Source organism: Silvibacterium bohemicum (assembly GCF_001006305.1).
GTDB classification, from domain to species: Bacteria; Acidobacteriota; Terriglobia; order Terriglobales; family Acidobacteriaceae; genus Silvibacterium; species Silvibacterium bohemicum.
Genome location: NZ_LBHJ01000001.1, coordinates 83,552 through 108,361 on the forward strand (window position 1 = coordinate 83,552; position 24,810 = coordinate 108,361).

27 protein-coding genes and 1 tRNA gene are annotated in these 24,810 nt (G+C 59.8%); 4 read left to right on the top strand and 24 right to left on the bottom strand.

The genetic code is table 11. The annotated features are described in order from the left end of the window. Positions 1 to 15: 15 nt before the first annotated feature. The 5 genes from dapA to XX99_RS00395 all read right to left on the bottom strand — a co-directional run bounded on the left by dapA (position 16) and on the right by XX99_RS00395 (position 5,336). A complete protein-coding gene (gene dapA / locus XX99_RS00375) occupies positions 16 to 942 on the bottom strand; it encodes a 4-hydroxy-tetrahydrodipicolinate synthase (RefSeq protein WP_050057408.1) in 927 nt (308 codons plus the stop codon). 147 nt (positions 943 to 1,089) lie between these two features. Continuing rightward, positions 1,090 to 1,770 (bottom strand): 4-hydroxy-tetrahydrodipicolinate reductase, encoded by a 681-nt coding sequence (locus tag XX99_RS00380; protein ID WP_050057409.1) that lies wholly within the window; start codon positions 1,768 to 1,770, stop codon positions 1,090 to 1,092. Positions 1,771 to 1,776: 6 nt separating this feature from the next. Next, a complete protein-coding gene (lysC, locus tag XX99_RS00385) occupies positions 1,777 to 3,240 on the bottom strand; it encodes a lysine-sensitive aspartokinase 3 (protein ID WP_050057410.1) in 1,464 nt (487 codons plus the stop codon). Then, on the bottom strand, positions 3,237 to 4,313 hold the full coding sequence (gene asd / locus XX99_RS00390) for an aspartate-semialdehyde dehydrogenase (protein ID WP_050057411.1): 1,077 nt from the start codon (positions 4,311 to 4,313) through the stop codon (positions 3,237 to 3,239). The genes lysC and asd overlap by 4 nt, the downstream gene beginning before the upstream one ends. A gap of 102 nt (positions 4,314 to 4,415) precedes the next feature. Next, on the bottom strand, positions 4,416 to 5,336 hold the full coding sequence (locus XX99_RS00395; RefSeq protein ID WP_156185740.1) for a hypothetical protein: 921 nt from the start codon (positions 5,334 to 5,336) through the stop codon (positions 4,416 to 4,418). A gap of 348 nt (positions 5,337 to 5,684) precedes the next feature. Here XX99_RS00395 and XX99_RS00400 point away from each other — a divergent pair, with 348 nt between their 5' ends. Beyond that, on the top strand, positions 5,685 to 6,392 hold the full coding sequence (locus tag XX99_RS00400; RefSeq protein ID WP_156185741.1) for a hypothetical protein: 708 nt from the start codon (positions 5,685 to 5,687) through the stop codon (positions 6,390 to 6,392). Positions 6,393 to 6,525: 133 nt separating this feature from the next. On the opposite strand, the gene XX99_RS00405 is transcribed toward XX99_RS00400, so the two are convergent. From XX99_RS00405 to XX99_RS00430, 6 genes are all read right to left on the bottom strand, one after another. After that, positions 6,526 to 7,056, bottom strand: coding sequence for a hypothetical protein (locus XX99_RS00405; protein ID WP_050057414.1), 531 nt, complete (start codon positions 7,054 to 7,056; stop codon positions 6,526 to 6,528). 241 nt (positions 7,057 to 7,297) lie between these two features. After that, positions 7,298 to 8,068 (bottom strand): carboxypeptidase regulatory-like domain-containing protein, encoded by a 771-nt coding sequence (locus XX99_RS00410; protein ID WP_231581097.1) that lies wholly within the window; start codon positions 8,066 to 8,068, stop codon positions 7,298 to 7,300. Between the two features lie 39 nt (positions 8,069 to 8,107). Beyond that, on the bottom strand, positions 8,108 to 9,133 hold the full coding sequence (locus XX99_RS00415; RefSeq protein ID WP_050057416.1) for an isocitrate dehydrogenase (NAD(+)): 1,026 nt from the start codon (positions 9,131 to 9,133) through the stop codon (positions 8,108 to 8,110). 214 nt (positions 9,134 to 9,347) lie between these two features. Next, positions 9,348 to 9,824 (bottom strand): transcriptional regulator NrdR, encoded by a 477-nt coding sequence (nrdR, locus tag XX99_RS00420; RefSeq protein ID WP_050057417.1) that lies wholly within the window; start codon positions 9,822 to 9,824, stop codon positions 9,348 to 9,350. Between the two features lie 38 nt (positions 9,825 to 9,862). Then, entirely contained in the window at positions 9,863 to 10,150 is a 288-nt protein-coding gene (locus XX99_RS00425; RefSeq protein ID WP_197081809.1) for a type II toxin-antitoxin system RelE/ParE family toxin, read from the bottom strand. An 8-nt stretch (positions 10,151 to 10,158) separates the two neighbouring features. Then, the gene (locus tag XX99_RS00430) at positions 10,159 to 10,443 is read right to left on the bottom strand and encodes a ribbon-helix-helix domain-containing protein (protein ID WP_050057419.1); all 285 of its coding nucleotides are present in this window, start codon (positions 10,441 to 10,443) and stop codon (positions 10,159 to 10,161) included. Positions 10,444 to 10,570: 127 nt separating this feature from the next. Here XX99_RS00430 and XX99_RS00435 point away from each other — a divergent pair, with 127 nt between their 5' ends. Continuing rightward, positions 10,571 to 11,032, top strand: coding sequence for a DUF1440 domain-containing protein (locus XX99_RS00435; protein ID WP_050058035.1), 462 nt, complete (start codon positions 10,571 to 10,573; stop codon positions 11,030 to 11,032). A gap of 156 nt (positions 11,033 to 11,188) precedes the next feature. Here XX99_RS00435 and XX99_RS00440 read toward each other — a convergent pair whose 3' ends face one another. The 5 genes from XX99_RS00440 to XX99_RS27030 all read right to left on the bottom strand — a co-directional run bounded on the left by XX99_RS00440 (position 11,189) and on the right by XX99_RS27030 (position 15,512). Beyond that, positions 11,189 to 12,250, bottom strand: coding sequence for a lysylphosphatidylglycerol synthase transmembrane domain-containing protein (locus tag XX99_RS00440; RefSeq protein WP_050057420.1), 1,062 nt, complete (start codon positions 12,248 to 12,250; stop codon positions 11,189 to 11,191). A gap of 14 nt (positions 12,251 to 12,264) precedes the next feature. Then, the gene (locus XX99_RS00445) at positions 12,265 to 13,008 is read right to left on the bottom strand and encodes a lytic transglycosylase domain-containing protein (protein WP_082125221.1); all 744 of its coding nucleotides are present in this window, start codon (positions 13,006 to 13,008) and stop codon (positions 12,265 to 12,267) included. A gap of 42 nt (positions 13,009 to 13,050) precedes the next feature. Further along, entirely contained in the window at positions 13,051 to 13,965 is a 915-nt protein-coding gene (locus XX99_RS00450; protein WP_050057421.1) for an HAD family hydrolase, read from the bottom strand. A 34-nt stretch (positions 13,966 to 13,999) separates the two neighbouring features. Further along, positions 14,000 to 15,235: a threonine synthase gene (locus XX99_RS00455; RefSeq protein WP_050057422.1), complete on the bottom strand. Its 1,236-nt coding sequence runs from the start codon at positions 15,233 to 15,235 to the stop codon at positions 14,000 to 14,002. 187 nt (positions 15,236 to 15,422) lie between these two features. After that, a tRNA-Leu gene (locus tag XX99_RS27030) sits at positions 15,423 to 15,512 on the bottom strand. Positions 15,513 to 15,723: 211 nt separating this feature from the next. On the opposite strand from XX99_RS27030, the gene XX99_RS00460 reads away from it, so the two are divergent. Next, positions 15,724 to 16,923 (top strand): SGNH/GDSL hydrolase family protein, encoded by a 1,200-nt coding sequence (locus XX99_RS00460; protein WP_082125130.1) that lies wholly within the window; start codon positions 15,724 to 15,726, stop codon positions 16,921 to 16,923. 202 nt (positions 16,924 to 17,125) lie between these two features. After that, positions 17,126 to 17,560 carry a nuclear transport factor 2 family protein gene (locus XX99_RS00465; protein WP_231581132.1) on the top strand — a complete coding sequence of 145 codons (435 nt, stop codon included), beginning with the start codon at positions 17,126 to 17,128 and terminating at the stop codon, positions 17,558 to 17,560. An 89-nt stretch (positions 17,561 to 17,649) separates the two neighbouring features. Here XX99_RS00465 and XX99_RS00470 read toward each other — a convergent pair whose 3' ends face one another. From XX99_RS00470 to topA, 8 genes are all read right to left on the bottom strand, one after another. Beyond that, complete coding sequence (locus XX99_RS00470; RefSeq protein WP_082125131.1) at positions 17,650 to 18,801, bottom strand: mechanosensitive ion channel family protein; 1,152 nt, start codon at positions 18,799 to 18,801, stop codon at positions 17,650 to 17,652. A gap of 25 nt (positions 18,802 to 18,826) precedes the next feature. Next, positions 18,827 to 19,294 (bottom strand): LIC_13387 family protein, encoded by a 468-nt coding sequence (locus XX99_RS00475; protein ID WP_050057424.1) that lies wholly within the window; start codon positions 19,292 to 19,294, stop codon positions 18,827 to 18,829. Beyond that, complete coding sequence (locus XX99_RS00480) at positions 19,291 to 19,812, bottom strand: SRPBCC family protein (protein WP_050057425.1); 522 nt, start codon at positions 19,810 to 19,812, stop codon at positions 19,291 to 19,293. Before XX99_RS00480 ends, XX99_RS00475 begins: the two co-directional genes overlap by 4 nt. Continuing rightward, complete coding sequence (locus tag XX99_RS00485; RefSeq protein ID WP_082125132.1) at positions 19,805 to 20,155, bottom strand: ArsR/SmtB family transcription factor; 351 nt, start codon at positions 20,153 to 20,155, stop codon at positions 19,805 to 19,807. The genes XX99_RS00480 and XX99_RS00485 overlap by 8 nt, the downstream gene beginning before the upstream one ends. A gap of 246 nt (positions 20,156 to 20,401) precedes the next feature. Next, positions 20,402 to 20,686, bottom strand: a complete 285-nt coding sequence (locus XX99_RS00490) for a DUF427 domain-containing protein (protein ID WP_050057427.1) — start codon at positions 20,684 to 20,686, stop codon at positions 20,402 to 20,404. Between the two features lie 173 nt (positions 20,687 to 20,859). Then, positions 20,860 to 21,327, bottom strand: coding sequence for a DUF4760 domain-containing protein (locus XX99_RS00495; protein ID WP_050057428.1), 468 nt, complete (start codon positions 21,325 to 21,327; stop codon positions 20,860 to 20,862). A 112-nt stretch (positions 21,328 to 21,439) separates the two neighbouring features. Further along, a complete protein-coding gene (locus XX99_RS00500) occupies positions 21,440 to 21,919 on the bottom strand; it encodes a hypothetical protein (RefSeq protein ID WP_050057429.1) in 480 nt (159 codons plus the stop codon). A 107-nt stretch (positions 21,920 to 22,026) separates the two neighbouring features. Continuing rightward, entirely contained in the window at positions 22,027 to 24,651 is a 2,625-nt protein-coding gene (gene topA, locus XX99_RS00505) for a type I DNA topoisomerase (RefSeq protein WP_050057430.1), read from the bottom strand. Between the last annotated feature and the right edge of the window lie 159 nt (positions 24,652 to 24,810).

Here is a 24,810-nt window from a genome sequence, read left to right on the forward strand (position 1 = left end):
CGCTAATTCGTAAGGTTAAAACATGCGCAGGTCGCCTTCGACCTGTGGACTGTGCACCAGCAGACCTAGCTCGCCGGCTAGTCGTTCGAGGCGGGCGCGGGTGGCCGCGGTTACGGGGACCATGGGCAGCCGGTAATTTTCGCCGAGCTTGCCCATCATGGCCATCACGGCTTTGACCGGTCCCGGGCTCGATTCCCAGAAGTTGGCCAGCAGGAGGCGGTAATTTTTGCGATTGATCCGTCGCGCGGTGGCCCAATCGTTTTCCAGTGCAGCGCGAATCATCTCAGCCATATCGTTGGGGATCTCGTTGGAGGCTACTGAGACCAATCCCGCGCCGCCTGCTCCAATTACGCCAAGCGCCATGCTGTCGTCACCCGCGTAGACGCGGAAATCGCGTGGGGCAAGGGTGATGAGCTCGGTGATCTGAGCGAGGTTGCCGCTCGATTCCTTCACTCCGCGAATGTTGGGCGCGGCTTCGATGAGCTTGAGCACGGTAGCGGCTTCGAGATTCGCGCCGGTGCGCGAGGGAATGTTGTAGAGCACGACGGGCAGGTTTACAGAACGGGCGACGGCCTGGAAGTGCTCAAACTGGCCTTCCTGTGTGGGCTTGTTGTAATAGGGGTTGGCGGAGAGGATCGCCGTGATGCCGGGAATACGCGACGCGAGCCGGGCCTTCTCGACCGCATGCCTGGTTGCATTGTGGGTGCAGCCCGCCCAGACGGGGATGCGTCCGGCGGCCGCCTCGGTGATGATGCGCAGCACCTGCAGCCACTCGCCGTCGTCCAATGTGGGCGTTTCGGCCGTGGTCCCGCAGGCAACGATCCAATCGATGCCGCTCTCTACCTGCCATTGCGCCAGAGAATAAAGCGCCTGCTCATCGAGACTTCCATCCTGGCGGAAGGGAGTCACCAGCGCTGTGCCACAGCCAATCGGGACGTCCATAACCATTCGAGTTTACAGGCTGAGAGGCTGTGGTTCCAATCGGGCAGTTGCGAGTAAGCGAGAAGAACTGCAGGTCCCTCGGCTTCGCTCGGGATGACAAGCGTGGTGGGTTGTCTAGTGTGTGGGGAACTGGAACGCCAGCGGCTTTTATAGCTCGCTGGCGATGGTACTGAATTCCCAGACGCCGGTCTTGCCGACGATCCACTCCGCGGCGCGCACGGCTCCATCGGCGAAGCCACGACGTGAGAAGGCTTCCAGCTTCAATTCGATGCGATCGTTCTCCGACACCGCCTCGATCACATGGAGACCGGCCACGTCGCCCTCACGCTTGGAGACGATCTCGACTTGCAGTGATGGGTTGGCGGCCTGAAGCGCCTGACGGAGCGAGAGAGCGGTTCCCGAAGGAGCATCTTTCTTATCTGTGTGATGGGTCTCGGTGATAGTGAAGCGATAGTGGGGAGCGGCTTTGGCCAACTCCTTAGCCACGCGCAGAGTGGCCTGCACGCCGATGGAAAATCCGGTGCCGTAGAGGAAGCCGGCGCCGCGGCGCGCCGCCAGCGAGCGCATATCGTCGAGATGCTGATACCAGCCGGTGGTGCCGACGACCATGTGGGCACCGTTGGCAAGACAGGCGCGCATGTTGGAGACGACGGACTCGGGAGTGGTGAAGTCGATCACGGCATCGAAGCCGGCGAGAAACGGCCCAGTCAGGGCCGCGGCGTTGCGGTTCTCTTCTTCGCCCACGACGCGCACGCCATGGCCGCGCTCGTGCGCCACGTCAGCAACCAGACTGCCGGTCTTTCCACGGCCCAGCACCAGAAACAGCATTTCGTCTTACCTCGCTGCCGTTTTCACGGCGTCTATATTTCCGGCCGCTTGAACGGCATCGTCAGCCGCGATGGCAGCGGCTACATCGAAGATCTCGGGGTCGGGATCCTTGAAGAACTCGGCGTGAAGCGAACGGATGGCCTCATCCGCATCATCCTCCTCGATCATGAAGCTCATGTTGATCTCGGAGGCGCCTTGCGAAATCATGCGCACGTTTACATGGCGAATCGCCTGGAAGACGCGTGCGGCAATGCCTTGCTGGCCGCGAATGTTCTCGCCGACCATGCAGATGAGCGCCTTGCGTCCTTCGTACTTCACGTCGGCGAGCTGGCTGAGGTCGGCGGCGATGTCGGGCAGCTTCTCGTTGGAGTCAACGGTGAGCGAGACCGAAACCTCGGATGTCGAGACCATGTCGACCGGACACTTGTGCTTGTCGAAGACGTCGAAGATGGCCTTGAGATAGCCGTGGGACATCAGCATGCGGCTGGCGACTACGTCGATGATGGTGAGCTTGCGCTTCGCGGCGATGGACTTGAACGGGCTGTTGCAGTGCGGAGCCAGCGAGATGATGCGCGTGCCTTCGTTCTCGGGATTGCGCGAGTTCAGCACGAGGACGGGAATGTTTTTCTTGACCGCGGGCAGGATGGTCGCGGGATGCAGCACCTTGGCGCCGAAGTAGGCCAGCTCGGCCGCTTCTTCGAAGCTGATGGTCTTCACCCGCAGAGCTCCGGGAACGATGCGCGGATCGGTGGTCATGATCCCATTCACATCGGTCCAGATCTCGATGGCTCCGGCGTCGATGCCGCCTCCTACCAGTGCGGCCGTGAAGTCGGAGCCGCCGCGGCCGAGTGTGGTGGTCACGCCTTTTTCGGTCGATCCGATGAAGCCGCCCATCACGCAGACGCGTCCGGCAAGCGCGTGCGGCAGAACATGCTCCTTGAGGCGAGCTTCGATCAGGGCATCCTGCGGAACGGCCTTGCCGTGCTGGTTGTCGGTGACGATGCACTGGCGGGCATCGACGTGCACGGCATCGAGACCGCGCTGCGCGAAGCCCACGGCGATCATGCGGCTCGACAGGCGTTCGCCCATGGAGACGATCATGTCGCTGATGCGCGGCGTGAGCTCGCCGACGGCAGCGAGGCCGCGCAAAATTTCATCGAGCGAGCAGAATTCGGCGTCGATCCACTTCGTCAACTCGCCGATGGCCGATTGATCGACCAGCGCATTCGCGGTTTCGAGATGCCGGTTGCGCAGGCGGGCGATGATGGCCAGCGGCCCGGTGCGGTCGCCGCGTCCTGCAGCATGGGCCGCGGCCAGCAGCTGATCGGTGACCTTGGCCATGGCGCTGACCACGACGATCGGAGTGAGCCCCTTGTCGCGGCGGCCGCGCACGATGCCGGCGGTGCGGTTGATGGCTACGGCATCTTCGACGGATGTTCCGCCGAACTTCATCACCACTAGCTTGTTCATACGGAGACGGCCACGCGATCCAGCTTTGCCGGCTCAAGCTTGCCCAGTGAAACCAGCAGCTCGGCGTTCAACAACGCAGCGCCGGCTGCGCCACGGATGGTGTTATGCGAGAGCACGGTGAACTTCCAGTCGAGCAGCCCGCAGGGACGCAGGCGTCCGACCGTCGATGCCATGCCCGCGCCACGCATCTTGTCCAAACGCGGCTGGGGACGGTCTTCCAGGCTCACGAATTCAATTGGCTGAGCGGGGGCGGTGGGCAGATCACGTCCGGCGAGCGGAGTGAACTCACGCCAGGCTGCGAGGATCTCTTCACGCGTGGGCTTGCGCGAGAACTTCACGCTCACGCTCTCGGTGTGGCCATCTTCGACAGCGACGCGATTGCAGTGGGCTGTCATGCGCGCGGGGAGAGGCTTCACGATCTTGCCGTCACGCGAGCCCAGCAGACGGAGCGTCTCGGCTTCCATCTTCTCTTCTTCGTTCTTGATGTAAGGAACGACGTTGCCGAGGATGTCCATCGAGGCTACGCCGGGATACCCCGCGCCGCTGACCGCCTGCATGGTGCTCACGAAGATGGATTCGATGCCGAAGCGCTCGACGAGCGGCTTGAGGACCAGCACGAGTCCGATGGCGGAGCAGTTGGGATTGGTGACGATGTAGCCGCCCGACTGCTTGCGCCATGACTGATTCTCGAGGAGCGGAAGATGATCGGCATTCACCTCGGGGATGACCAGCGGAACATCTTCGTGCATGCGGAAGGCGCTGGAGTTCGAGATCACGGCGCATCCAGCAGCGGCGAAGGCCGGCTCCATCTCGCGAGCGATGTCGGCATCGAGCGCGGCAAAGATGATCTTCGGAGCGTTCTCCGGAACGGCCGGCGACACGGTCATGTTGGCGATGCGCTCGGGCAGCTCGGTGTCCAGCTTCCACTTCACGGCGTCGCCGTACTTTCGGCCACTGGAGCGGTCGCTGGCGGCGAGCCAGGCCACTTCAAACCACGGGTGATTTTCCAAGAGCTGAATAAAGCGTTGGCCGACCATGCCGGTCGCGCCGAGAATTCCAATCTTCTGCCGCATGTGCTTTGACAAGCCTGCCTTACCGGACCGGGGTCCACGTATCCAGCTCCGGGAACGCCGGAAACCGGGAAGTACTGTTTCAGATCAGTGTATCGTTTTCTTTCACTTCGATGAATTGTCTTGCGATGTACCCATTTCGCCGGGTGCAAAAGAAACGGGGGGCAACGAGGCCAGCAGCTCGCCCAGATCGCGTTTGAGATAGGAAATTCTCGCCCGAACGTCTTCCAGCATGGCAGCCCGGTCTTCGAAGTCGTCGATGCTGAGCTTGAAGGAGTCGGAGGGCTGGCTGGTGATGTGCGCGATCTTGACCGCGTCTCCCATGGAGTTGATGCGCTGCACCTGGACCCAGGTTCGCAGGAGCTCCTGCTTGCGGGTGACGTCGTGCGGGCCGATGGGCGGAACCTCATTGAGAAAGGTCCACACCGTGGTGGGATACCGGCAGGTGGGCAGGGCTGGCCGATCGAAGAACTCGGCGAGCATGTTGGAAGGGAATTCGAACGGGTTGGTGTCGCCGCGTTGCGCGTGAATGCCGGCGAGGGCCAGCCCGGCGGAAAACGAACCGGCGCCGATGCCGACTGCGGCGGCGGGCTTATCCAGGCTGGAGGATAGCTGCAGACCGGAGCTGGTGGCTCCGATGGCGCCTCCGAAGATGACGCTGAGCAGGTTGTCGCGACTGACCTTGCGGTCGCGGCGGTCGGAGAGCAGACCGCGCAACTCGTTGGCGCGTGCGATCTCATTGTCGATCTGGGCGATGGTGGCATCCACCTGCAGCGAAGCGGCTGTCACCTGCTCGTAGATGTGCTGATGCAGCCAGAGAATCTGCCAGCGGTCAGCGGACGCGGGAGAGAGGGAAAGGTTTTGTAGTTCCCGGACCTCAGCAGCGACGCCAATGAGCTGAGCGGTGCTTTTCGGCGTCGATATCGCCGCTGCCTGCGGAGCAACCGTCTGCGCGGCACCGGTCAGCGTAAGGGTCGCGCATGCAAGGACTGCCAGGCTGCGGAGAGAAATCATTGAAATTATCATGGCACGCACCTCCGAAGGCACAGGCGATCGCTTGCCATGTTCTTCTGAACTCCCGGAGGTCTCAATTTCCGGGGAGATCCATGAGAAAAGGTGGAATAGCTCGCCATCCGCCGGGTTCTTCTTTCCAAGGGCGCTCGCGTGGTCGGGGCTGGATTCATGGGAGGGCGTAAGGGCTGCTCCCGGAAAATGCGTTCCTCTCCCAGGCGACTGCGTTTTAAAGCGAGAAGGAAAGCCATGCCGGTTGACAATAATTCTCCTATCCAATTCGGATCCATACCGATTGAAGATCAGCTTCCCATTTCTCCCGATGTCAAATTGCCTCCACGAACCGACTCTCAGCCGGAGGCCATGACTTCCCAGGCCCCTGACGAGAACGACGCCAACACCCAGGCACTCGCGGGCCTAAGCCATGACTTTGAACATGGCGGTCCTCATGCAGCCGCAGGCCAGTCGCAACAGAGTACCGCAACCCCGGCGGCTCCGGCTCATACAACTAACCCGGCGATCATGAATATTCCCCGTCGCGTCACGCGAAACGATGACAACTTCAGTGCGCAGCGCAACGACCGCGGAGTGAAAAAGTCTCATCGGGATGGCAATGGCAATCTAATGCCGGCAGGCAACGGTAGTTATAACGGACAACCGGTCACCCGTCTCGACCATGAGGTGGTTCAGAAGACGCGTGAAGGCCGCGCAAAAAAGGGAAACAGTCCGTTCACCTCCTTCACGAATCCAAAAGCAGCCACGCACCCTCAAAATTATGGGGGAGAGCAGGCAACGCTGAAAGCTCGCAAGCTTGCTAACGCAAAGCTCAAAGGGAAACCGGATGTAGAGGATACGTCCTTCAAAGGTACAAAGGGTCTTTTGAAGGAGTTTGCCGGAAATCGGCAGGCGAGTTCATACGTTAAGAAAGATGGAGAGTTCCATACCGAGGGAACGGTTCCAAGCCGGTTTCTCTCCTATTCCGACCGCCCCAAATCAAGCGGTTATGACTCCGATTCTGTCTCCGAGGCCGAGACCGATTATGACGATTCAGATCACTTTTCCAATCTTTAACGGATCGTCTTTCTGAATTCGGAAGAGGCCTGTCGACACACTTCGCCCCGTCGGCACTGGGGAGTTGTTTGCGGGACGAAGGCATCTGAGCGCCGGTAACAGGGACTCTGAAGTTATCCATACGTGAACGATCCTAATGAGGATGACCCATCACAGTGCCGAATACGATCTCGCCTATTACGAAAAGCAGCACTAACCCGCGGGCGAACCAATGGCGCTTCTGTGCGGGACTAGACTCGGTGGGCTGACTAGTCCAGAGTGTCTCGATAAGCGCCTCACGCTGATGCCATAAAAACAGCAACATGCACCCGAGAATGAATGTAGCGGTGCGCTCCGCGCCAAACGTAATTGAATAGAAGATATTGATGAGCAGAATGTTGATCATCATAGGCACCATCATCAAAGCGGCGAGCAAGGCCGTCTTGCGAAACAACAGCAGAGCCGCACAAATGACCTGAATAGCGCCAAGGATGTATTTGTAAGTATGCGAGTAGCCAAAGTAGTACCAGGTCAGCGTGTAACCATCGAGCGAGCCGATTGGCTTTTGCGCCACCCACGATGGGACAACGAGCTGATGGCCGGTGAGCTTGCTTACTCCGTAAAAGCACAACAAGACGGCACAAATATAGCGAAGCCAGTCGAGATACTTAGGGTAAGGTTTCACGCCAACAACCTAACACTTTTCGACACTTTGGTTTTGCTGGGTTTCCGGCGAAGTCTGCTTACAAATGGCGGATTCGTCCTGTTCATCGCGCCTTTGCTTGCCAGTATGCCGGTGCGCAAACTGCGCCGAGATTCTTCCTCGCCTAGTCGTCATAATGACGGTGCTCTGTAAAGTTTCGGTATCGCTCTCAAGCAAACGGCCCACCCTAAGGTGAGCCGCGTGGCGAGAACGTGATGCGACTCTATTTTGCGGCGCTGCTGCTAGCGTAGGTGAAGTCCTGGCTTGCCGTCTGCTTTGCGGTCACCGTTACGGTGGCGGTCTGCGTTCCCAAGGTTTCATGTACAGCCACAACCGTGTAGGTTCCGGGCGGCAGGCCGGTGATGGTGAAGTGGCCATTCGTGTCCGAGACCGCGTAGAAGGGATTGGCTACGACGTTGAGGAAGGCCTGCATCCACGGGTGATTGTTGCAGCGCACCGGAATCATCAGCTCGGGCGTGGTGAGGGTGCGCGCTTCGCCTGCGGCATCGTTCGGCGGTTCGGAGATGTCGACGGCCTGGTTGGTGCTGAGGGTCGGCGTCATGTGGATGTTGTGCATGGTGCCGTCGCTGTTGGTGAACTTCACGGGCTGACCGGCCATTGCGCCGGAGACATGGGGGATATATCTGCAGCCCTTCTGGTCGATCACTACCGGAGTGGAAGGCGGAGCGTAGGCCTTGTTTCCAAGGCCGTCTTTCACATAGAGGAAGACATTCTGCAGGCCGCCGTCATGCACCACGTATTGCTCGGTGTAATTGGTGTCGGCGAAGGTGCAGGCCGGGTCCTGCGCCATATCGATCTGGACACGGGCCGGAGCCTGTCCGGTGAAATGGATGGTTCCGCTGATGGTTCCAGCGGTCGAGGGATCGATGGTGACGTAGTTCTTCATCGCGCCGTCGCCGCCGGTCGCGGCTTTCTTGCAGCCGGCGCCGGCGAGAGCCAGAGTACAGAGCGCTATGCCCAGTATTTTTCGCATCGATATCCCTCTACGTGCTGTGGAGTGGAGAAGCATCGGTTATGCCGTTACGGCCATGGCTGCGATCACCGCGTCGGCAAAGGCGCTGGTGCCGGCTGTGCCGTGAACATCGCGCGTCAGGGTCTTCTTCTCGGTGTAGACGCGCTCAAGAGCAGTCTGGAGGCGATCCGCCGCTGCAGCCTCGTCGATATGGTGCAGCATCAGAATTGCCGACTGCAGCAGCGCGGTCGGGTTCGCAATGTCTTTGCCTGCGATGTCCGGAGCCGAGCCGTGAACGGCTTCGAAGATCGCCGCATCGGTGCCCAGGTTCGCGCCGGGGACGAGTCCCAGACCGCCGACGAAGGCCGCGCAGAGGTCGCTCACGATATCGCCGTAGAGATTGGGGAGCAGCAGCGTGTCGTACTGATAGGGATTGGTGACCAGCTGCATGCAGGTGTTATCGATGATGTGCTCGCCGTAGGTGATCTCGGGAAAGCCCTTCGCGATGTTGCGCGCGCACTTGAGAAACAGGCCGTCCGACAGCTTCATGATGTTGGCCTTGTGGATGGCGTGAACCTTCTTGCGCTTGTGCTTGCGCGCATAGTCGAAGGCCCACTGCGCGATGCGGGTCGAGCCCTTCTCGGTGATGACCTTGAGCGAGGTCATTACACCGGGCACCACTTCGTGCTCCAGGCCGACGTATTCGCCTTCGGTGTTCTCGCGGACGATGATCAGGTCGACGCCGGGATAGCGGGTCTCAAGGCCGGGAAGGTTTTTGATGGGGCGGAAATTGACGTACAGCTCGAACTTTTTGCGCAGGGCCACGTTGATCGACGTGAAGCCGCCGCCTACGGGAGTGGTGACCGGTCCTTTGAGGGCCAGCTTGTTGCGCTCGATGGATTCGTACAGCTCCTTGGGAACGTATTCGCCGTGCTTCTCGAATGCTTCGGCTCCGGCGGCATAGCTCTCCCAGTCGAACTTCACGCCGGTGGCTTCGAGGATGCGAACAACTGCGTTGGTAACTTCGGGGCCGATTCCGTCGCCGGGGATCAGCGTAACTTTGTGCGTTTTCTTCGTCGTCGTCATAAGCTCTGTCTTTCGCTGGAAAGCGGTTAGCTGAAGGCCGGGTTGCTAAGAAGCGGTTGGCGGGTTTTGTTGTGCATGCTTCGCTTCCTTTGCTTGATCCGGCGGTGTTGGTGATGGCTTTAGCCTTTCGGCCGACATTTTCAAAACAAGTCTCTCTCGCTCACCGAGCCTGCTAACCGTTTCTTAGCGAACCGCTTTTCAGCGGCCCGCACTCTTAGCCACCCGCTTTTCTAGCTTCCTTCGCTGTCAACAGCTGCTCCAGCTCTTCCTTGAACTCGCGGACATCTTTGAAATCCCTATAGACGCTGGCGAAGCGGATGTAGGCTACGGTGTCCAGCGTTTTGAGGCGGCTCATCAGCAGCTCGCCGATCTCGGTGGTGGTGCGCTCGCGTTCAGGCGATTCGGTGAGGAAAGATTCGGTCTCGTCGACCAGCGATTCGAGCTTGCCGGCTGATACGGGGCGTTTTTCACAGGCGTGGAGCAGGCCGGAAAGCACCTTCTGGCGCTCGAATTTCTCCCGGCGGCCATCCTTTTTAACGACCATGTAGGGGATTTCGTCGATGCGCTCGTAGGTGGTGAAACGCTTGTTGCAGCGCTCGCATTCGCGCCGCCTGCGTATCGAATCGGCTTCTTTGCTCTCGCGCGAGTCAACCACCCGATCTTGCGCAAACCCGCAGTAAGGACACTTCATTTCGTATAGCTAGATTCTAGCAGCCGGGCACGGGCAGCTCATTCGGGCTTGAGCAGCGACCCGAGGTCGCGTTTGCTATGCAGGATGTGGAGGATTTCGACGCGGTCATCATCGGAGCGATAAAAGATCACATATTGGCCCACGGGAAAGCTGCGGTATCCAGGTTGCAGGTCGTCCCGGCTGCGACCGATCCCAGGAGAGTGCACGATGGCCAGGAAGCGATCCGTAATCGAATCGACGACGCGGTCAGCGATCTCGAAACTTCCACTCTGCTCCGCGATGTAGTGCCAGATTTCGTCAAGCTCGCGGACCGTAGAAACCGACAAGGCGTAGTTCATCGGGCGGCGACGATCTGTTCCTTTGCCTTCAGTGCGCGGCCACGCTGCTTCACATCTTCGGCGAGCTGCTTCATCGACTCATCGGTGACTTCGATGTATCTGCCAGCCTTGATATCGAGCTCCGCGGCTTCGAGTGCGGCCAGAATTTCCAGCCGGGTTCGCTCGCGCTCTTCCCAGAGCCGCATTGCCTGCTCGACTGCCTCTTCGGGGCGCTGCACGCGTCCGTGGGCGATTGCTTCGCGGATAAACGCTTCCTGGTCGGGAGTGAGATGGATTTCCATGCTCCGAGCCTAACTCCGGGGCAGAGTGCATGCAAGATAACCGTTGGGCCGGCGCTCATGGCGTCATTCCGTTTTCCTGGCAGGACTTTCGCCGAGCGCTGCGACGCTGGCCGGCATCTCATTCAGCATGACCACACGTGAACGCTCCATCCTGAAAGGCGCATTGGCCGGCATGATCGGCGGACTGGCCGGCGCCGGCGCCAAGGTGCTCGCCGAGAAGCTCTTTCCGCCGCGCGTTGCAGGGCAGACACCTCCGCCGGTAGTTCTTGTCGAGCAGTTTGCGGGACATGCTCTTCCCCCTACCCAGCAACAGGCGGCGATGCACGGCATTCACTGGGGATTCGGAGCGGCTGCCGGAGGCATCTACGGCGCGCTGGTCGAGATGGAGCCTTCCGTCGGCGCTTGGAAGGGCGCGGCTTTCGGGCTCACGCTCAACAGGCTCACGCACGAGTCGATTCTGCCCCGGATGGGGCTGGCCGCTCCGAAAGAGGAGCAGCCGACGCAAGAGCGGATCAGCGAGTGGGTGACGCATGCGGTTTATGGGATCTTCACGGATGCGGTTCGCCGGGCGGTGAGGAAGTCGCTGTGAAGCGGGTGGCTGGTAAAACGGGTTGCTAAGAAGCGGGCGGCTATGAAGCGGTTAGCGGTACACCGGCCAGCCATGAAACGGCCAGCGAAACAGTCGTAGCTACTCGCCTTTAGCTAACCGTTTCTTTAGCGACCCGCTTCATCGGCAAACCTGATTTTAGCTGACCGCTTCCTCGCTGGCTGGCTCTTGCCCAGCCGCATGCCCGCTCTCTTCGGAAACCTTCTTGAACGACACATGCTCGATGCGTGCCCAGATCAGGCCGAGCGGAATGATGCCTAAGAACGTTACCAGCAGGAGCGTTGCGGCACAGGCCGTTGCCGACTCCTGTGTCACGTTGAATAGCTTTCCAAGCGTTGCCGCTACTGCGTAAATCTGAGTGAACCAGCCCAGGATCGGAAGCTGAATCGCGCTGGCAGCGCCGCTGGATACCATCAGCACCATGCCCTGCGCCAGCGTCAGCGAGGCGAGTTGCGGGCTGGCCACAAAGGCCCTGGCGGTCTCAACGTAAGCGGTGGTGATAAGACCCCACATGGCCAGCGATACGCCCAGGGCGATCAAGAAATCGACTGGCGAGCGCAGTGTATCCAGGCCGGTCCGGAAACTGCGAACCTTCTCGCCGATGGAGCGTCCCAATCCTTTCGAGATCAGACCGAAAGTGCGTTCCATCAGACTGGCCACTACCTCTCCCGCTATGCGTATCGCGACCAGGAAGAGCGCACCGCCGACGGCTCCGGCCAACAGCCAGTAGCCGAACTTGCGGAAGACTTCGGGATGAGGCAGCGCTCCGGGGGGCGCGAGCAAAATGACGGAAGAAAAGATCAACGCCATCGATCCGGCGTCGAAGAGGCGCTCGACGATGTAGACAGCGAACTGCGAGCTGATGGGCAGGCCGGTCTTTTTCGAGACCAGATAAGGGCGAACCAGATCCGCGACCCTACCCGTTAGGGCTACGGCGGTAAATCCGATAACCTGCGTTCCCAGCAGGGAGAGGAGCGGAACCTTCTTGCTATGGCGAAGCAGGAGAGCCCAGCGGACCGACCGGAAGATATAGGCCGCATAAATGCAGCCCAGGCCAAAGGCAATCTGACGCCAGTCGGCGAGCTTGAATTGTTGCCCGAAGGCGTGGAAATCGAATGGGTGCCGGTGCTGTGCATAGACGGCCAGGCCCACCAGGACCGCGAAGAGGAGCAGTCCCAGGATTAGTTGATTTTTCTTCAAGCGTTCTCCATGCTCTAGCGGTTTGGCGTCACAGCCGACGCCAAGTTGACCGCCGAGGTCTTTCCGCGCGCCGCGATGCGCCGGTTGAATTCGTGGATAACCCGCGCTACGTAGGCGCGCGTTTCGCGATAGGGAGGGATGCCATGCCACCTGTCGACTGCGCCCGGTCCGGCGTTATAGGCCGCGAGCGCCAGCGCGAGGTTGTCGTGGTAGCGCTTTAACAGCGAATCCAGATAGGCGGTGCCGCCGCTGACGTTTTGTCCGGGCGCGAAGGCATCGTTGACTCCGAGACCCGCGGCAGTTCCGGGCATCAGCTGCATCAGGCCCTGAGCTCCGGTGCGGCTGATGGCGCGCACCTGGCCGCCGCTTTCCTGCTTCACCACGCTGGCCAGCAGGTCGACATCGAGATTGTGGGCCGCGCTGGGCTTGGCCAGCAGTTCGTGCAGCTCGGCGTCGCTCAGCTTGCTCTCCTGCATCGGTTGAGGGGCGGCGGAACCCGGAACAGCGGAGGCGATAGCAGGCAGATCGAAGTGCTCGCTCTCGGTGATTTCGGCGGCGTCGACTTCGACAAAGTTCGAGTCATCCATATAGAGCCGGACGCGGCTGCCATCGGCTACGCGATGGTCGCAGATGAGGTCGAAGCCATTGGCCAGGGTGATGTGCTCCGCGGCCCGGGCGCAGGGGATGGCCAGCGACGCCAGCGCAATCACTGGAAATACGCGGCGAAGCAGTCTTGTTTTTCGGCCGAATCCCACCATCAGGCTCACTCTACCATGCTCCAGTTACCCGCTCTCTGCGCCTTACAGGGCATTTCTCTCACCAGACTGGACGCCCATGGACTCCAGCACGCTCTCCAAAACCTGGGCCACGCCGTCCTGATCGTTGGGCGGGGCGATGCGCCATTCCTGCTGCTCGGCCATGGCGAGCAGGTCGGGCGCGCCATTGGCCATCACCACGGGCTGTCCGGCGAAGCGCAACATCTCCAGATCATTGAAGTTATCGCCAATAGCCATGATGGATTTGCGGTCGATGCCGCGCTGTCGCGCCAAGCGGTCGAGAGAGACGCCCTTGGAGCAGCCGGGCGGCAAAATATCGAGGATGGTCAGATCGCGGCCCGGATATTCGGTGCGATGGACTTCGATCCTGCGGGAGATTTCGCTGGCGGCGAGCCACAGTTCGGCGCGCTGCATCTCGGCGACGGTGCCGCAGACCATGCTTTGGATCGGGGCTTCGCCGGAATCGAAGGCCCGTTCCAGCGGAACAACCTCCTCGATCCATCGCCGGTTGGCGTCGACCCACAGGGAGATGCGCGCATGCAGCTGTGCGATGGATTCCAATACCAGCTCGCCCGGACCCTCGCGGTCGAAGGTGAAGACGGTTGTCGCTCCGAACTGGCGGAGGATGGGGCAGAGCTCGCGCGCGGTTTCGACGGGGAGGGTAAAGCAGTCGAGGTGCTCGCCGCCCAGCGTACGGGTGACGGTTCCGTTGGAGGTGATCAGGACTGTGGCAGGCTTCAAGCCTGCGGGCTGGATCAGCGGGGCCGCGTAGGCCTGCCGCCGGCCGGTGGCGATGACGATCTCGATGCCGGCCGCTTCGGTTTCCTGCAGCGCCCGCCGGGTCCGAGAGCTGATCTCGGTCCCGGCAGAGGGCAGCAGTGTTCCGTCGATGTCGATCGCCACCAGCTTGACCGGAGAAATCCTTACCGGAGATGCCATGGCTTCCAGTCTACGGGAGGTTGCGATGCCGAATTTAAACCGGAGTAATGATTCCGCCCACCGGGCTGCGTTCGGGATATTTCTTTTCCTCGGGGCTCTCGTTCTCCGCAGGCCGCTTCAAACCCATGGCTTCCGCGATCATGTCGACGTATTTGAGGCCGGAGCCGGTGTTGAAGAGCACGACCCGGTCGGAAGGCTTGAGGAAGCCGGTCTTGATCAGGTGATCGTAGGCTGCGGTGGCAGCCGCGCCCTCGGGGCAGAGCAGCAACCCTTCGTTGCGCGCCCAGTCGAGGAGGGAATCGAGGATAGCCTCGTCGCTGAGATCGATGACCGTTCCGCCCGACTCCTTGACCACGTCGAGGATGATGTAGTCGCCGTAGGGCTTGGGTACGCGGAGTCCGGCGGCGAAGGTCGACGCGTTTTCGAACATCTTCGAGACGGCAGCGCCTTCGCGGTAAGCACGGGCTACCGGGGCGCATCCGGATGCCTGGACGGCGATCATCTTGGGGCGCTTGCCGGGTTTGACCCACCCCAGGGCTTCCATCTCTTCGAAGGCCTTCCACATGCCTATGAGGCCTACGCCGCCGCCGGTGGGATAGAAGACGGCGTCGGGATACTCCCAGCCTAACTGCTCGACCAGTTCATAGCCCATGGTCTTCTTGCCCTCTACGCGAAAGGGCTCCTTGAGCGTGGAGATATCGAACCAGCCTTCGGCGTCTTTGCGCTCGGCGACCATGCGGCCGCAATCGGAGATGAGCCCGTCGACCAGCGTTACGTGCGCACCGTAGGCTACGCCTTCGAGGTAATTGGCAAAGGGAACATCTCGCGGCATGAACAGATGGGCTTCGATCCCTGCAGCGGCGGCGTATGCGGCGAGCGCGCCGGCGGCGTTTCCTGCCGAAGGCGCAGCGAGCTTCTTGAGGCCATAGTGCCTGGCCATGGAGACAGCGGCCGACATGCCCCGCGCCTTGAATGCCCCGGTGGGATTGGTGGCTTCCTCTTTTACATACAGCTGCGGATAGCGCTGGCTGCGCAGCATCGGGGTCCATCCCTCGCCGAGCGTAACCGGCTCTACGTCGGGAAGAACGGCGGAGTAGCGCCACATGTTCTGCAATCCGCCGGGCGTGGGCCGGGTGGAATTTTTCTTGACCTCGTCGAGGTCATAGCGGACGTATAACGAACCGGCACAATGAGGGCAAACTGTCTGAGGAAGATCTGCGGAAACATGCTGGTGACAGCGGGAGCATTCGAGGGAAGCAATTGCAGGCATCTCTTTAGCCTACTAAATTTGCGAAGGACACCGGCGATACCAAGCTGCAAAAGCAAAGACCTCGGTTAGTCATGCCGAGGTCTTTTGCTATGAAGCACCGCCAGTAAGTAGCTTGCCGTCTGAGAATAGCACCAGTATATGCCTTGACCTTATTGCGGTACATTAAAATTCTTTGGCTGCAGTGCTGCGGAGGGCAGGAGAGTCGAACTCCCAGAGCTGACTAAGACCCTGCAACCGTTTCTCAGACGGCGTCCAGTACCTACTGAAGATGCCCTCCAAACGAGCCGCCTGATTCACGCAATCTACTCGTCTCCCTGCGACACTCCCACGACAATCGGTCTGTCGAGGTGACGAAAGTCTTTTCATTCGTTTCATTTTGGGAAAAGTACGGAAGACTAAACAGGGTTTTGCCTGCTCTATCATGGAGCGGGCTTTCCTTCGACCCGAAAACTAATTTCAAAATACTGAGAGCGATGATGAATTCAAGAATGCGATTTGGGTGTGCGGTGCTGCTTGGTCTTGTCTGGTGCGCGGTCGCGAATGCAGCAGATAAAGCTGCTCCCCAGTGGGTGGGGACATGGGCGGCTTCGCCGATGGCGGTGAATATCGATCAGCTGGTGGCGAACTCCACGTATCGCAACATCGTTCACATCAGCCTGGGCGGAGATTCGCTTCGCGTGCAGCTTACCAATGAATTCGGCACGGCATCGCTCAATGTCGGTGCGGCGCATCTTGCACTCAGCGGCGGGGAGGGCAAGGTTCAGGAGGGAAGCGATCGCGCGCTGACCTTCAATGGCCGTGCGACGGTGATGATCCCCGCCGGCGGCATGGTGGTGAGCGATCCAGTTGCTCTGCCGGCGGCAGCTTTCGCCGATCTGGCGATCAGTGTGTATCTGCCCGAGCAGCCGATTGCGACTCCTACGTGCCACGACCTGGGGACATCGACCAACTACATTGCTGCAGGAGATGCGACGCCAGCGGCCTCGTTGGAGAATCCACGAACGCTGAAATCATGGTGCTTCGTCAAAGGGGTCGATGTGCGCACGACAGATAAAAATGCTGCGGCTATCGTGACTTTCGGCGATTCCATTACCGACGGATATGGTTCCACCGTCGATGGCAACCATCGGTGGCCGGATCTTCTTGCTCAACGATTGCATGCGGATGCGAAGACCGCGGGCCTCTCCATTCTGAACGAGGGCATCAGCGGCAACCGCCTGCTTTACGATCGCGCCGGGCCCAATGCAGTCGCACGCTTCGATCGCGATGTGCTGGCGCAGAGCGGAGTCAAGTACCTGGTCATTCTCGAGGGCATCAACGATATCGGGCGCATTCCCAAGACCGGCGATCCGGAAAGCACGTTGACGGCTCCGGACATCCTCTTTGCGCTGACGCAGCTTGTCACTCGCGCCCACCAGCACGGCATCAAGGTCTTTGGTGCGACGCTCACGCCTTACATGGGAGCCGGGTATTCGTCCCAAGCCGGCGAGGTCGTTCGGCAGGCGGTGAATCAATGGATCAGGACCGGCGGAGTTTTCGATAGCGTGATCGATTTCGACAAGGCTACGCAGGATCCGCAGAACCCGGCCATGTTCCTGCCGGCGAACGATCATGGAGACCACCTGCATCCCAGCGATGCGGGCTACAAGGCGATGTCGGACTCGATCGATTTGAAGTTGTTCCGCTAGCGCCGGAGGTCGCCAGCCTGTGGGGACCGGCACGAGATTTCGCATGATCGTGAAGACGATACGCACTGAGCTTCTGGAAATTGCATTCGATGAAGGTAGCCCGTCGAACGATCGTTCGTTCGTGAAATAAGTTACGCCTCACGTTGTTATATCTAGGAAATTATTCTGCTTTCCTGGGGAGATCTGTCCGTTGCACTTGAAAATGAAATTCGTATCCGTAGCTTTCACAATCCTGTCTTTCGTGGGACCCTTACATGCAGAGGATGTAAAGAAAGTTATCCTCGCCAATGAAACCGCGTCATGGCAGGCCTGGGTGGGAACCCGGATCGACATTCCCGCTGCTCAGAAGCTATTGGCCCCGGGCTACGTCGATATCGATGCGTCGGGAGTAGCGTGGTCCGCAGATGAAATGTTTGCCCAAATGAAAAACTGCGGAATTTCTTACTTTAAATTCAAAGACCCTCAGGTCCATTTACTAACTCCGAACTCGGCCGCTATTGTTTACGGCGTTGATGCCACTGCAATGTGCGGCGATCAGAAGATATCTGCGGATCTTCTGGCCTCCTCTGTATGGGTCAAACGCAATGGTAAATGGCTAACTGAAATTCATACGGAAACACCGGCGAAGCAGAAGTAACAGCTCGATGTACCGGCCTGCCGGCATGATCTGTGCATGTGAATAAGAGAGATGCGGGGCTCGACTCATGGGGATATTTGTATCGGTAATTACCGCGAATGATCGAAGCCCTGCATCGCTAAATGGCCATCGTTCTCGGCCGGTGTCTTTTCGGTCAGGCGCGATATCGCGCTGAAGCGTGTGCGCGGGAAGGCGTCGGGATAGTTCTTCTGGATGAAGGCAATCATCTTTTCGCGGACGATGCAGCGTAGATCGAACTGCCGGCTGGAATCGGCTGCGCTTAACAGGCAGCGGATTTCCATAGTGTGCTCAGAGAGATTGGTCACCTGCAGCGCGTTTACCCGCTTGTCCCAGAGCGGCGACTCTTCGAGCACGCGGGTAAATTCCTGGCGCAGAGCTTCTACCGGCACCGAGTAATCCACGTAGAGGAACGATGTGCCCAGCAGATCGGAAGTATTGCGCGTCCAGTTCTCGAAGGGCGTCTCGATGAAGTAGGTGAGCGGCACCACCAGCCGGCGCTGGTCCCAGATGGCGACGATGACGTAGGTGGTGGTGATCTCTTCGATCCTGCCCCACTGGCCTTCGACAATGACCACGTCGTCCAGCCGGATGGGCTCGGTAATGGCGATTTGCAGGCCGGCGAGAAAGTTGGAGGCCGAGGTTTTGGCAGCGGTCGCGAGCACCAGGCTGGCCAATCCCGCGGAAGCCAGCAGACCGGCGCCGTAATGCCACATCTGAGAATCCCGGAAGACGGAGAGGATGAGGCCGGCGTCGACCATGATCAGCAGGGTGATCACCATGCGGCGCATCAGCTGCATCTGCGTCCGCGCCCGGCGCGCGCGGAGGTTGTTGGATACGCTGATGTCGTAGCGCATCATCAGAAAATCTTCGGCGCAGTAGACGAGCGCGACGAGCAGCCATCCCAGAGACAGGAACCAGAGGACAGCGAGAGCTTTCTGCAGAATCTCCAGGTAGTGCGGAGGGACGTCGCCGAGCAGGGGCAGGATAATGCCCACGCCGGTGAGGATGACCAGAGCCTGCGCAGGCCGGCGAATGCGGGCAACAATTTTGAAGGAATGGCCGCCGCTGTCGCCTTCGCGATTCGGCCGAAGCCTCTTCAGGCTTCCGAGCAGGATGCGCTGAGCATTCGCGCTTACGGTTACGGCAATAACCAGGATGATGACGCCAATCGTCCAGTCGCGCTGGTGCGAACGCAGTAGGGCAAGGATCCAGGAGATCATGCCTCAACGGATGCGTATCGCGGCGTCAGGTTTGTATCCGTTCCGTGGCTGGCCGGCGGTTCCATTTGCTCTGCTCGATCGACGTCGGCGCAAAGATCGCCCATCCCAGGCAAAAGGCGATCAAGATTTCGGCGATCACCGGCCCGATGAAAAAGTATCGGTTGGAATTGACGGCGAGTGCGGCGTATTCGATGGCGAAGAGGAGATACAGCGGCCGCAGCCGGCCGGAATCGGTCTTGGCCATCGAGCCGAGCTGCCAGAAAATCAGGGCGTCGATGGTGAGGGAGATGCTCACGCCGAAACCGAGACCCATGTAGAAATCCCAGAAGCTTCGCAGGTTTCCCAGGACGAGAAAACGGTTGACCTTCATCGCCGCCACCGCGATTTGTTGGGGGCCGGGCGCAGGCTTGCCCAGCATGCCGCCTACGGTGTGGAGCAGCGCGTGGATGAAGGTCAGCACGGATGCAATGCGCAAGGAGAGGCTAGCCTTCATTCCCGAGCCTCTTTCTCCGCGGCCTTGGCAAAGAGCTCAAGGATGGTGATCCAAGCTCCTGGACCGTCGAAGATGGCGCGCAACTGCTCGTAACCTTCGCCGTGGCGCTCCAGCTTGCTGTGTTCCAGCTCGATCAGAGTGGTTCCCGGTCCCTCGGCGGTAAATCGAATCTCGACTTCGCTGGCCTTGGCGATATCCGGGTCGCAGACCCAATCCGGTTGGTCGTGTCCGGGGCCGACGTGCCAGGACAAGGCGACCCGATGCGGGGGCTCCCAGGCCAATACCGTTCCCCACTCACATTGCTGCCCGTCGGCATTTCTCTCGTACCAGCGGCCGCCGACGCGAGGTTCGACGAAGATGGCTGCGAAGGGAGTTTTTCCGATATGGTGGGTCGCCGGCCACCACGTCTCCATCTGTTCCACGAAGACGCGGAAGGCATGTTCGATCGGCGCCTGCACGCGCACGCTCTTGCGGACAGCGGCAGCTTCCCCGCCGGCTTCCTGTACGGGCCTACTCATGGTTTGGGTCATCATTTTCTCCGGTCCGGCTTTCGGGCCGGGTTGTTTCCACGGTTTTCTGGAACGCGCTCATGGCCTGTCCCCACATCTGGTCGAAGTGCGCACGCAGGCGGGCGATGCCTTCGGGATTCAACTGGTAGACGCGGCGGGTCCCGTTCTTGCTGCCGGTGATCAATCCAGCCTCTTTGAGCACGCGCAGGTGCTGGGAGACGGCAGGACGGCTGACCGGCAACGTTCCGGCAAGTTCATGAACGGCTAAGGGGCCGGCGGTAAGTTTCTGGAAGATGGCCATGCGGGTTCCGTCTCCGAGAGCCTCGAGCGCGGTTTGAACGTAAGTATCCACTTACGGTAAGTATTGGCTTACAGATTTGGGCGTGTCAAGCGGAGATTTGAATCAAGGCGTGAAAATTGTGGTGGGGACGGAAGCGGTGTTTCCGCGGGAATGATTTAACGGGTGAGGGCGGGGTCAAGGGCTCGGGGAGAGGGGGCGCGCGCAAGAAATTCAGCACATAAAATATATGCCTGGCTCCGAATGAGGAGATAAATTTGGGATGAGAAAGCAACGCGCCGGGAGCTCGGGCGCGCTCGGCTATTTCTCGATTTCGACACCGCGCCAGAAGGCCATGTGCCCTTTGATATTGCGGGCGGCGGGCTTGGGATCGGGGTAATACCAGGCGGCGTCCTGATTCTCCTGGCCGTCGACCATTAGAGAAAAATAACGAGCCTGGCCCTTCCAGGGGCAGGTCGACGTGGTGGAGCTGGGACGCAGGTAGTCCCGGTTCACGGAAGTCTCCGGGAAGTAAATATTGCCTTCAACTGTCTGAGTCGCTTCGCTTTCCGCGACAACTTTGCCGTTCCAAATTGCCTTTGCCATTTCCCGCGAAACCTTTTTCCTTGAAAATCTGACACTTCACCTTAGCAGATGCGGCGGACGGCGTGCAGATGCAAAGGGCGCGGGGAGGGTCCTGTGGAATCCGAACTGCCAACCCAGAGTGCGGATATTCGGCTGGCCACCGAGCAGCAGGCGTTGGGCGGCAGCCTGCGGGCTTACCGATACGGGCTGCTGTCCTTTTCCGCCTGGGCTGCCGCCTTGCGCGAAGGCATGCCTTGCGTCATGAGGTCTACTTGCGCCTGGGCTGCAGGATACTCCGCTATGATCTGCTCGACTTTGACGAAGAAACGCGGCGACTTTTTGCGGATTTCGGGCAAGAGCGGTTGAAACTTGGCATAGAGAAAGAACGGCTCGGTATTGCAATCGAGGAAGAGCTCGGCATTCAGGGCGCCGTGCAGGACGAAGGCCGCCGCCATATCCCAGTAGGAGCAGACCTGCCGCAGCCAGGCGGATTCGGTTGTCGAGATGTTCGACTGCAGGGCGGTTACCTGTTCGGGGGTGTCGGGAAAGAATTCACAAACCACCCACTTGCGGGCCTCCCGCATGGTCGATTCAGTGCGGAGCTTATAGAGCTTCAGGATCAGCTCGGCGTCCTGAGCGGTGGCGAGGGTCGATTCGAACATACGGGGCTCCGCGGACGAGTCTACAAGGAATGAGCGGTGAGGGAAAGGAAGAGAAGAACCAGTTGCAATCACAGCGAGTTTGGTGACGGCAAATACGGCCAGCGCTGGTTGCTCACGCGTTCGGCTTTATCCACAAAAGGATCAAGGTTGCTGCGGTGGCGATATGTAGCAGGATATGCGCGGTGTTTGGCACAAGCCCATTGTGTGGCGGCAGGAAGGTGTGAGTGTTGCCGAACATGCGCCGATAGCGAGCAGCCCGCTCCGGCTCCGGTCGCAGAAGGTAGGGCACCCACCAGGCCCGTAGCTGGCCTGCAAAGAGCAGCCCATAGCTTATCCAGAGCCAGAGATCGAGCCAATGCGGGTAGCGCTTCCCGAAGGACAGCGCGCTGAAGACAAAACCAATGGTGTAGGGCACGCTCTGGATCAGAGTAACGATCACCAGGCGCCGGCGAGTGTCCTGACTGCGCACCGCGGAGACATCGTTGAGACGGCCAAGCGGAACCCAGTCGTGTATCCAGAGAAAGACGATCTGGAACGCTTGCAAGGCGAGGAGCGGAAGCTCCAGCGAATTGACGACCTCGTACCGCATCATGCTGGGTTCGAGAATACAGACTTATAAGAAAACTGCTTGAGAATTCCTTCAGAGAGGAGCGATCAAGCGTGGACGGGAGAATTATTTCCCTCGTCCACACTTGAGCATCAGCCGACCGGCTGCTCCACCAACGGACCGTGCGTCTTGGCTGTGGGCAGCGGCCGTTCTTCAGCCACCGGCGCGTCGCCGATGCGCTTGGTATAGCTGCAGGCGACCTCGCTCTCGGTTGCGCCTTTCTTGGCGCGCTTCTTGGGCGTCTCCTCGTCGTCGGCTGCGGGCTTCTTGTTGTTGGGGCAGACGAGATAGACACCGGACTTCAGCGTCTTCTCCATCAGGTAGGAGTTGCCGCACTCCGGACACTTCTTGTCGACCGGCTTGTAGTTCGCCGTGAAGTCGCACTTCGGATATTCGGAGCAGCTGTAGAAGATATTGCCGCGGCGCGCCTTCTTCTCGACGACATCGCCGACGTGACACTTGGGGCAGGTCATGCCGATGGTGTTCTGCTTGATGTACTTGCACTTCGGATATCCGGAGCAGGAGACGAACTCGCCGTACTGTCCGTTGCGCAGCAAGAGCTGCTCGCCGCACTTCGGACACTTCTCGTCGAGCGGTTGCGGGGGCTTCTGCTGCACCTTCTGGTTCAGCCGGCGCACCGTCTTGCAGGGCGGATCCTCGTTGTATCCGGGGCAGGCCATGAACGGACCCCACGGACCGTTGCGCAGCACCATCACGCGGCCGCAGTTCTCGCAGAACTCTTCTTCCGTCTCGGCCTCATCGCCGCCGGAGAGGGCAAGATTCGGCTTGGCTTCGAAATTCTCTTTGGTGAAAGTGCAGCTGCCTTTTTTCTTCTTGTCGTAAGCGCTGCAGGCATAGAAGGTGCCGAACTTGCCCCACTTCAGGACCAAGGGAGAGCCGCAGACGTCGCAGGTCTGATCGGTCTTGATCTCCATGCGCTTGATGTCTTCCATCTGCGTCTTCGCGTCGGCGAGTTCGCCTTGAAGATGCCCATAGAAGCCGCCGAGGAGAGTGGTCCACTTCTCTTTACCGTCTTCGATGTCGTCGAGCTCTTCTTCGAGCTTTGCGGTGTACTTGGTGTTGAAGATGTAAGGGAAGTTCTTCACCAGCAGACCGGTGACCACGGTACCGATCTCAGTCGGGACGAAGCGCCCGTTGCGGCCGCCCATCTTCTGCACGTACTCGCGATCCTGGATGGTGTTGATGATCGACGCGTAGGTGGAAGGCCGTCCGATGCCCTGCTCTTCGAGCTCCTTCACCAGCGAGGCTTCGTTGTAGCGCGGAGGCGGCTCGGTGAAATGCTGCTCCGGCTTGAGCGTCTTCAATGTGAGCTTGTCGCCGGCGTTCAGCGAGGGCAGCTTGTTCGAGAGAGCTTCGTCGTCTTCGTCCTTCTTTTCCTTGGACTCTTCGTAGACCTTGAGGAAGCCCTCGAACTTGACGACCGATCCGGTGACGCGGAAGTCGTAACTGCGATCGGCCTTGGCGATGATGTCGACGGTGGTCTGGTCGAAGATCGCGGGCATCATCTGCGAGGCGACGAAGCGCTGCCAGATGAGCTTGTAGAGCTTGTACTGCTCGTCGGAGAGATACTTCTTGATCTCATCGGGATGCAGATCGGTATTCGACGGTCGAATGGCTTCGTGCGCGTCCTGCGCATCCTTCTTCGACTTGAATACGTTGGGTGTCTGGGGCAGATACTTCTCGCCCAGCTTGCCTTTGATCCATCCGCGCACCGCGTTGATGGCATCGGGGGCAACGCGTGTGGAGTCGGTACGCATGTAGGTGATGAGACCCACGGCGCCTTCGCTGCCGAGGTCGATGCCTTCATACAAACGCTGCGCGACGCCCATGGTGCGCTTGACGTTGAAGCCGAGCTGGCGCGAGGCATCCTGCTGCAGCTTGCTGGTGGTGAAGGGGGCGGCGGGATTGCGCTTGCGCTCCTTGCGCTCCACATCACGCACCGACCACACAGCCTTGTTGAGCTGCGCCACGGCTGCATCGGTCAATTTCTGATCGGGCAGGGACGGCGCGTCGACGGTTTCGACACGCGCACGTTGGCCGTCGATGCCGATGAAGCGTGCGGTGAAATCCTGGCCTTTCGGCGAAGGATGCAGATCCGCATCGATGGTCCAGTACTCGACCGGATTGAAGGCTTTGATCTCCTGTTCGCGTTCGACGATGAGGCGCAGGGCGACGGTCTGCACGCGGCCGGCAGATAGACCGCGGCGCACCTTGTCCCAGAGCAGCGGCGAAATCTGATAGCCGACGATGCGGTCGAGGACGCGGCGCGTCTGCTGCGCATCGACCAGATCCTGATCGACGCTGCGGGCATGCTCGAAGGCGGCCTTCACGGCCTTGGGGGTGATTTCGTTGAAGGTGACGCGATGAATCGCGTTCTTCTTGACTGAATCTTTCAGCACATCGGCGAGATGTGCGGCGATGGCCTCGCCTTCGCGATCCGGGTCAGGCGCGAGATAGACGCTATCGGCCTTGGCGGCCAGCTTTTTGAGCCGGTCGACAACTTTTTCCTTGCCGGGAATCACAATCAGTTCCGGTTCGAAGGTGGGTTTCGTGCCTTCAAGGTCTACACCGATCTTGCTTTTCGGCAGATCCATGATGTGACCGACGGAGGCTTCCACCGTGAAGTCTTTGCCGAGATATTTACCGATCGTCTTCGCCTTAGCGGGGGACTCGACGATCACCAGAGATTTACTCATTCTTTTCCTTTGCAATCGGATCGCATCCTAACAGACGCGGCTCCGGCACATATATCACTGTCAATTTGTGGAAGCTACCACGCATTGCCACTTCGAATCTACCGGCGCTGTGGCGAAAGATGCTTGATCGGGCTCCTTGGAAGCAAGTTCCCGTAGGGA

Coding starts and splice junctions, on each gene's coding strand:
- nrdR (WP_050057417.1), bottom strand. CDS start 9,824: ATGAAGTGTCCTTACTGCGGGTTTGCGCAAGATCGGGTGGTTGACTCG.
- XX99_RS00445 (WP_082125221.1), bottom strand. CDS start 13,008: ATGGTGGGATTCGGCCGAAAAACAAGACTGCTTCGCCGCGTATTTCCA.
- XX99_RS00395 (WP_156185740.1), bottom strand. CDS start 5,336: ATGATAATTTCAATGATTTCTCTCCGCAGCCTGGCAGTCCTTGCATGC.
- XX99_RS00380 (WP_050057409.1), bottom strand. CDS start 1,770: ATGCTGTTTCTGGTGCTGGGCCGTGGAAAGACCGGCAGTCTGGTTGCT.
- dapA (WP_050057408.1), bottom strand. CDS start 942: ATGGACGTCCCGATTGGCTGTGGCACAGCGCTGGTGACTCCCTTCCGC.
- XX99_RS00470 (WP_082125131.1), bottom strand. CDS start 18,801: ATGATCTCCTGGATCCTTGCCCTACTGCGTTCGCACCAGCGCGACTGG.
- XX99_RS00475 (WP_050057424.1), bottom strand. CDS start 19,294: ATGAAGGCTAGCCTCTCCTTGCGCATTGCATCCGTGCTGACCTTCATC.
- XX99_RS00500 (WP_050057429.1), bottom strand. CDS start 21,919: ATGATGCGGTACGAGGTCGTCAATTCGCTGGAGCTTCCGCTCCTCGCC.
- XX99_RS00480 (WP_050057425.1), bottom strand. CDS start 19,812: ATGAGTAGGCCCGTACAGGAAGCCGGCGGGGAAGCTGCCGCTGTCCGC.
- XX99_RS00460 (WP_082125130.1), top strand. CDS start 15,724: ATGCGATTTGGGTGTGCGGTGCTGCTTGGTCTTGTCTGGTGCGCGGTC.
- XX99_RS00490 (WP_050057427.1), bottom strand. CDS start 20,686: ATGGCAAAGGCAATTTGGAACGGCAAAGTTGTCGCGGAAAGCGAAGCG.
- XX99_RS00450 (WP_050057421.1), bottom strand. CDS start 13,965: ATGGCATCTCCGGTAAGGATTTCTCCGGTCAAGCTGGTGGCGATCGAC.
- XX99_RS00430 (WP_050057419.1), bottom strand. CDS start 10,443: ATGGAAATCCATCTCACTCCCGACCAGGAAGCGTTTATCCGCGAAGCA.
- XX99_RS00410 (WP_231581097.1), bottom strand. CDS start 8,068: ATGCGAAAAATACTGGGCATAGCGCTCTGTACTCTGGCTCTCGCCGGC.
- XX99_RS00400 (WP_156185741.1), top strand. CDS start 5,685: ATGACTTCCCAGGCCCCTGACGAGAACGACGCCAACACCCAGGCACTC.
- topA (WP_050057430.1), bottom strand. CDS start 24,651: ATGAGTAAATCTCTGGTGATCGTCGAGTCCCCCGCTAAGGCGAAGACG.
- asd (WP_050057411.1), bottom strand. CDS start 4,313: ATGCGGCAGAAGATTGGAATTCTCGGCGCGACCGGCATGGTCGGCCAA.
- XX99_RS00415 (WP_050057416.1), bottom strand. CDS start 9,133: ATGACGACGACGAAGAAAACGCACAAAGTTACGCTGATCCCCGGCGAC.
- lysC (WP_050057410.1), bottom strand. CDS start 3,240: ATGAACAAGCTAGTGGTGATGAAGTTCGGCGGAACATCCGTCGAAGAT.
- XX99_RS00465 (WP_231581132.1), top strand. CDS start 17,126: ATGAAATTCGTATCCGTAGCTTTCACAATCCTGTCTTTCGTGGGACCC.
- XX99_RS00495 (WP_050057428.1), bottom strand. CDS start 21,327: ATGTTCGAATCGACCCTCGCCACCGCTCAGGACGCCGAGCTGATCCTG.
- XX99_RS00455 (WP_050057422.1), bottom strand. CDS start 15,235: ATGCCTGCAATTGCTTCCCTCGAATGCTCCCGCTGTCACCAGCATGTT.
- XX99_RS00435 (WP_050058035.1), top strand. CDS start 10,571: ATGACCACACGTGAACGCTCCATCCTGAAAGGCGCATTGGCCGGCATG.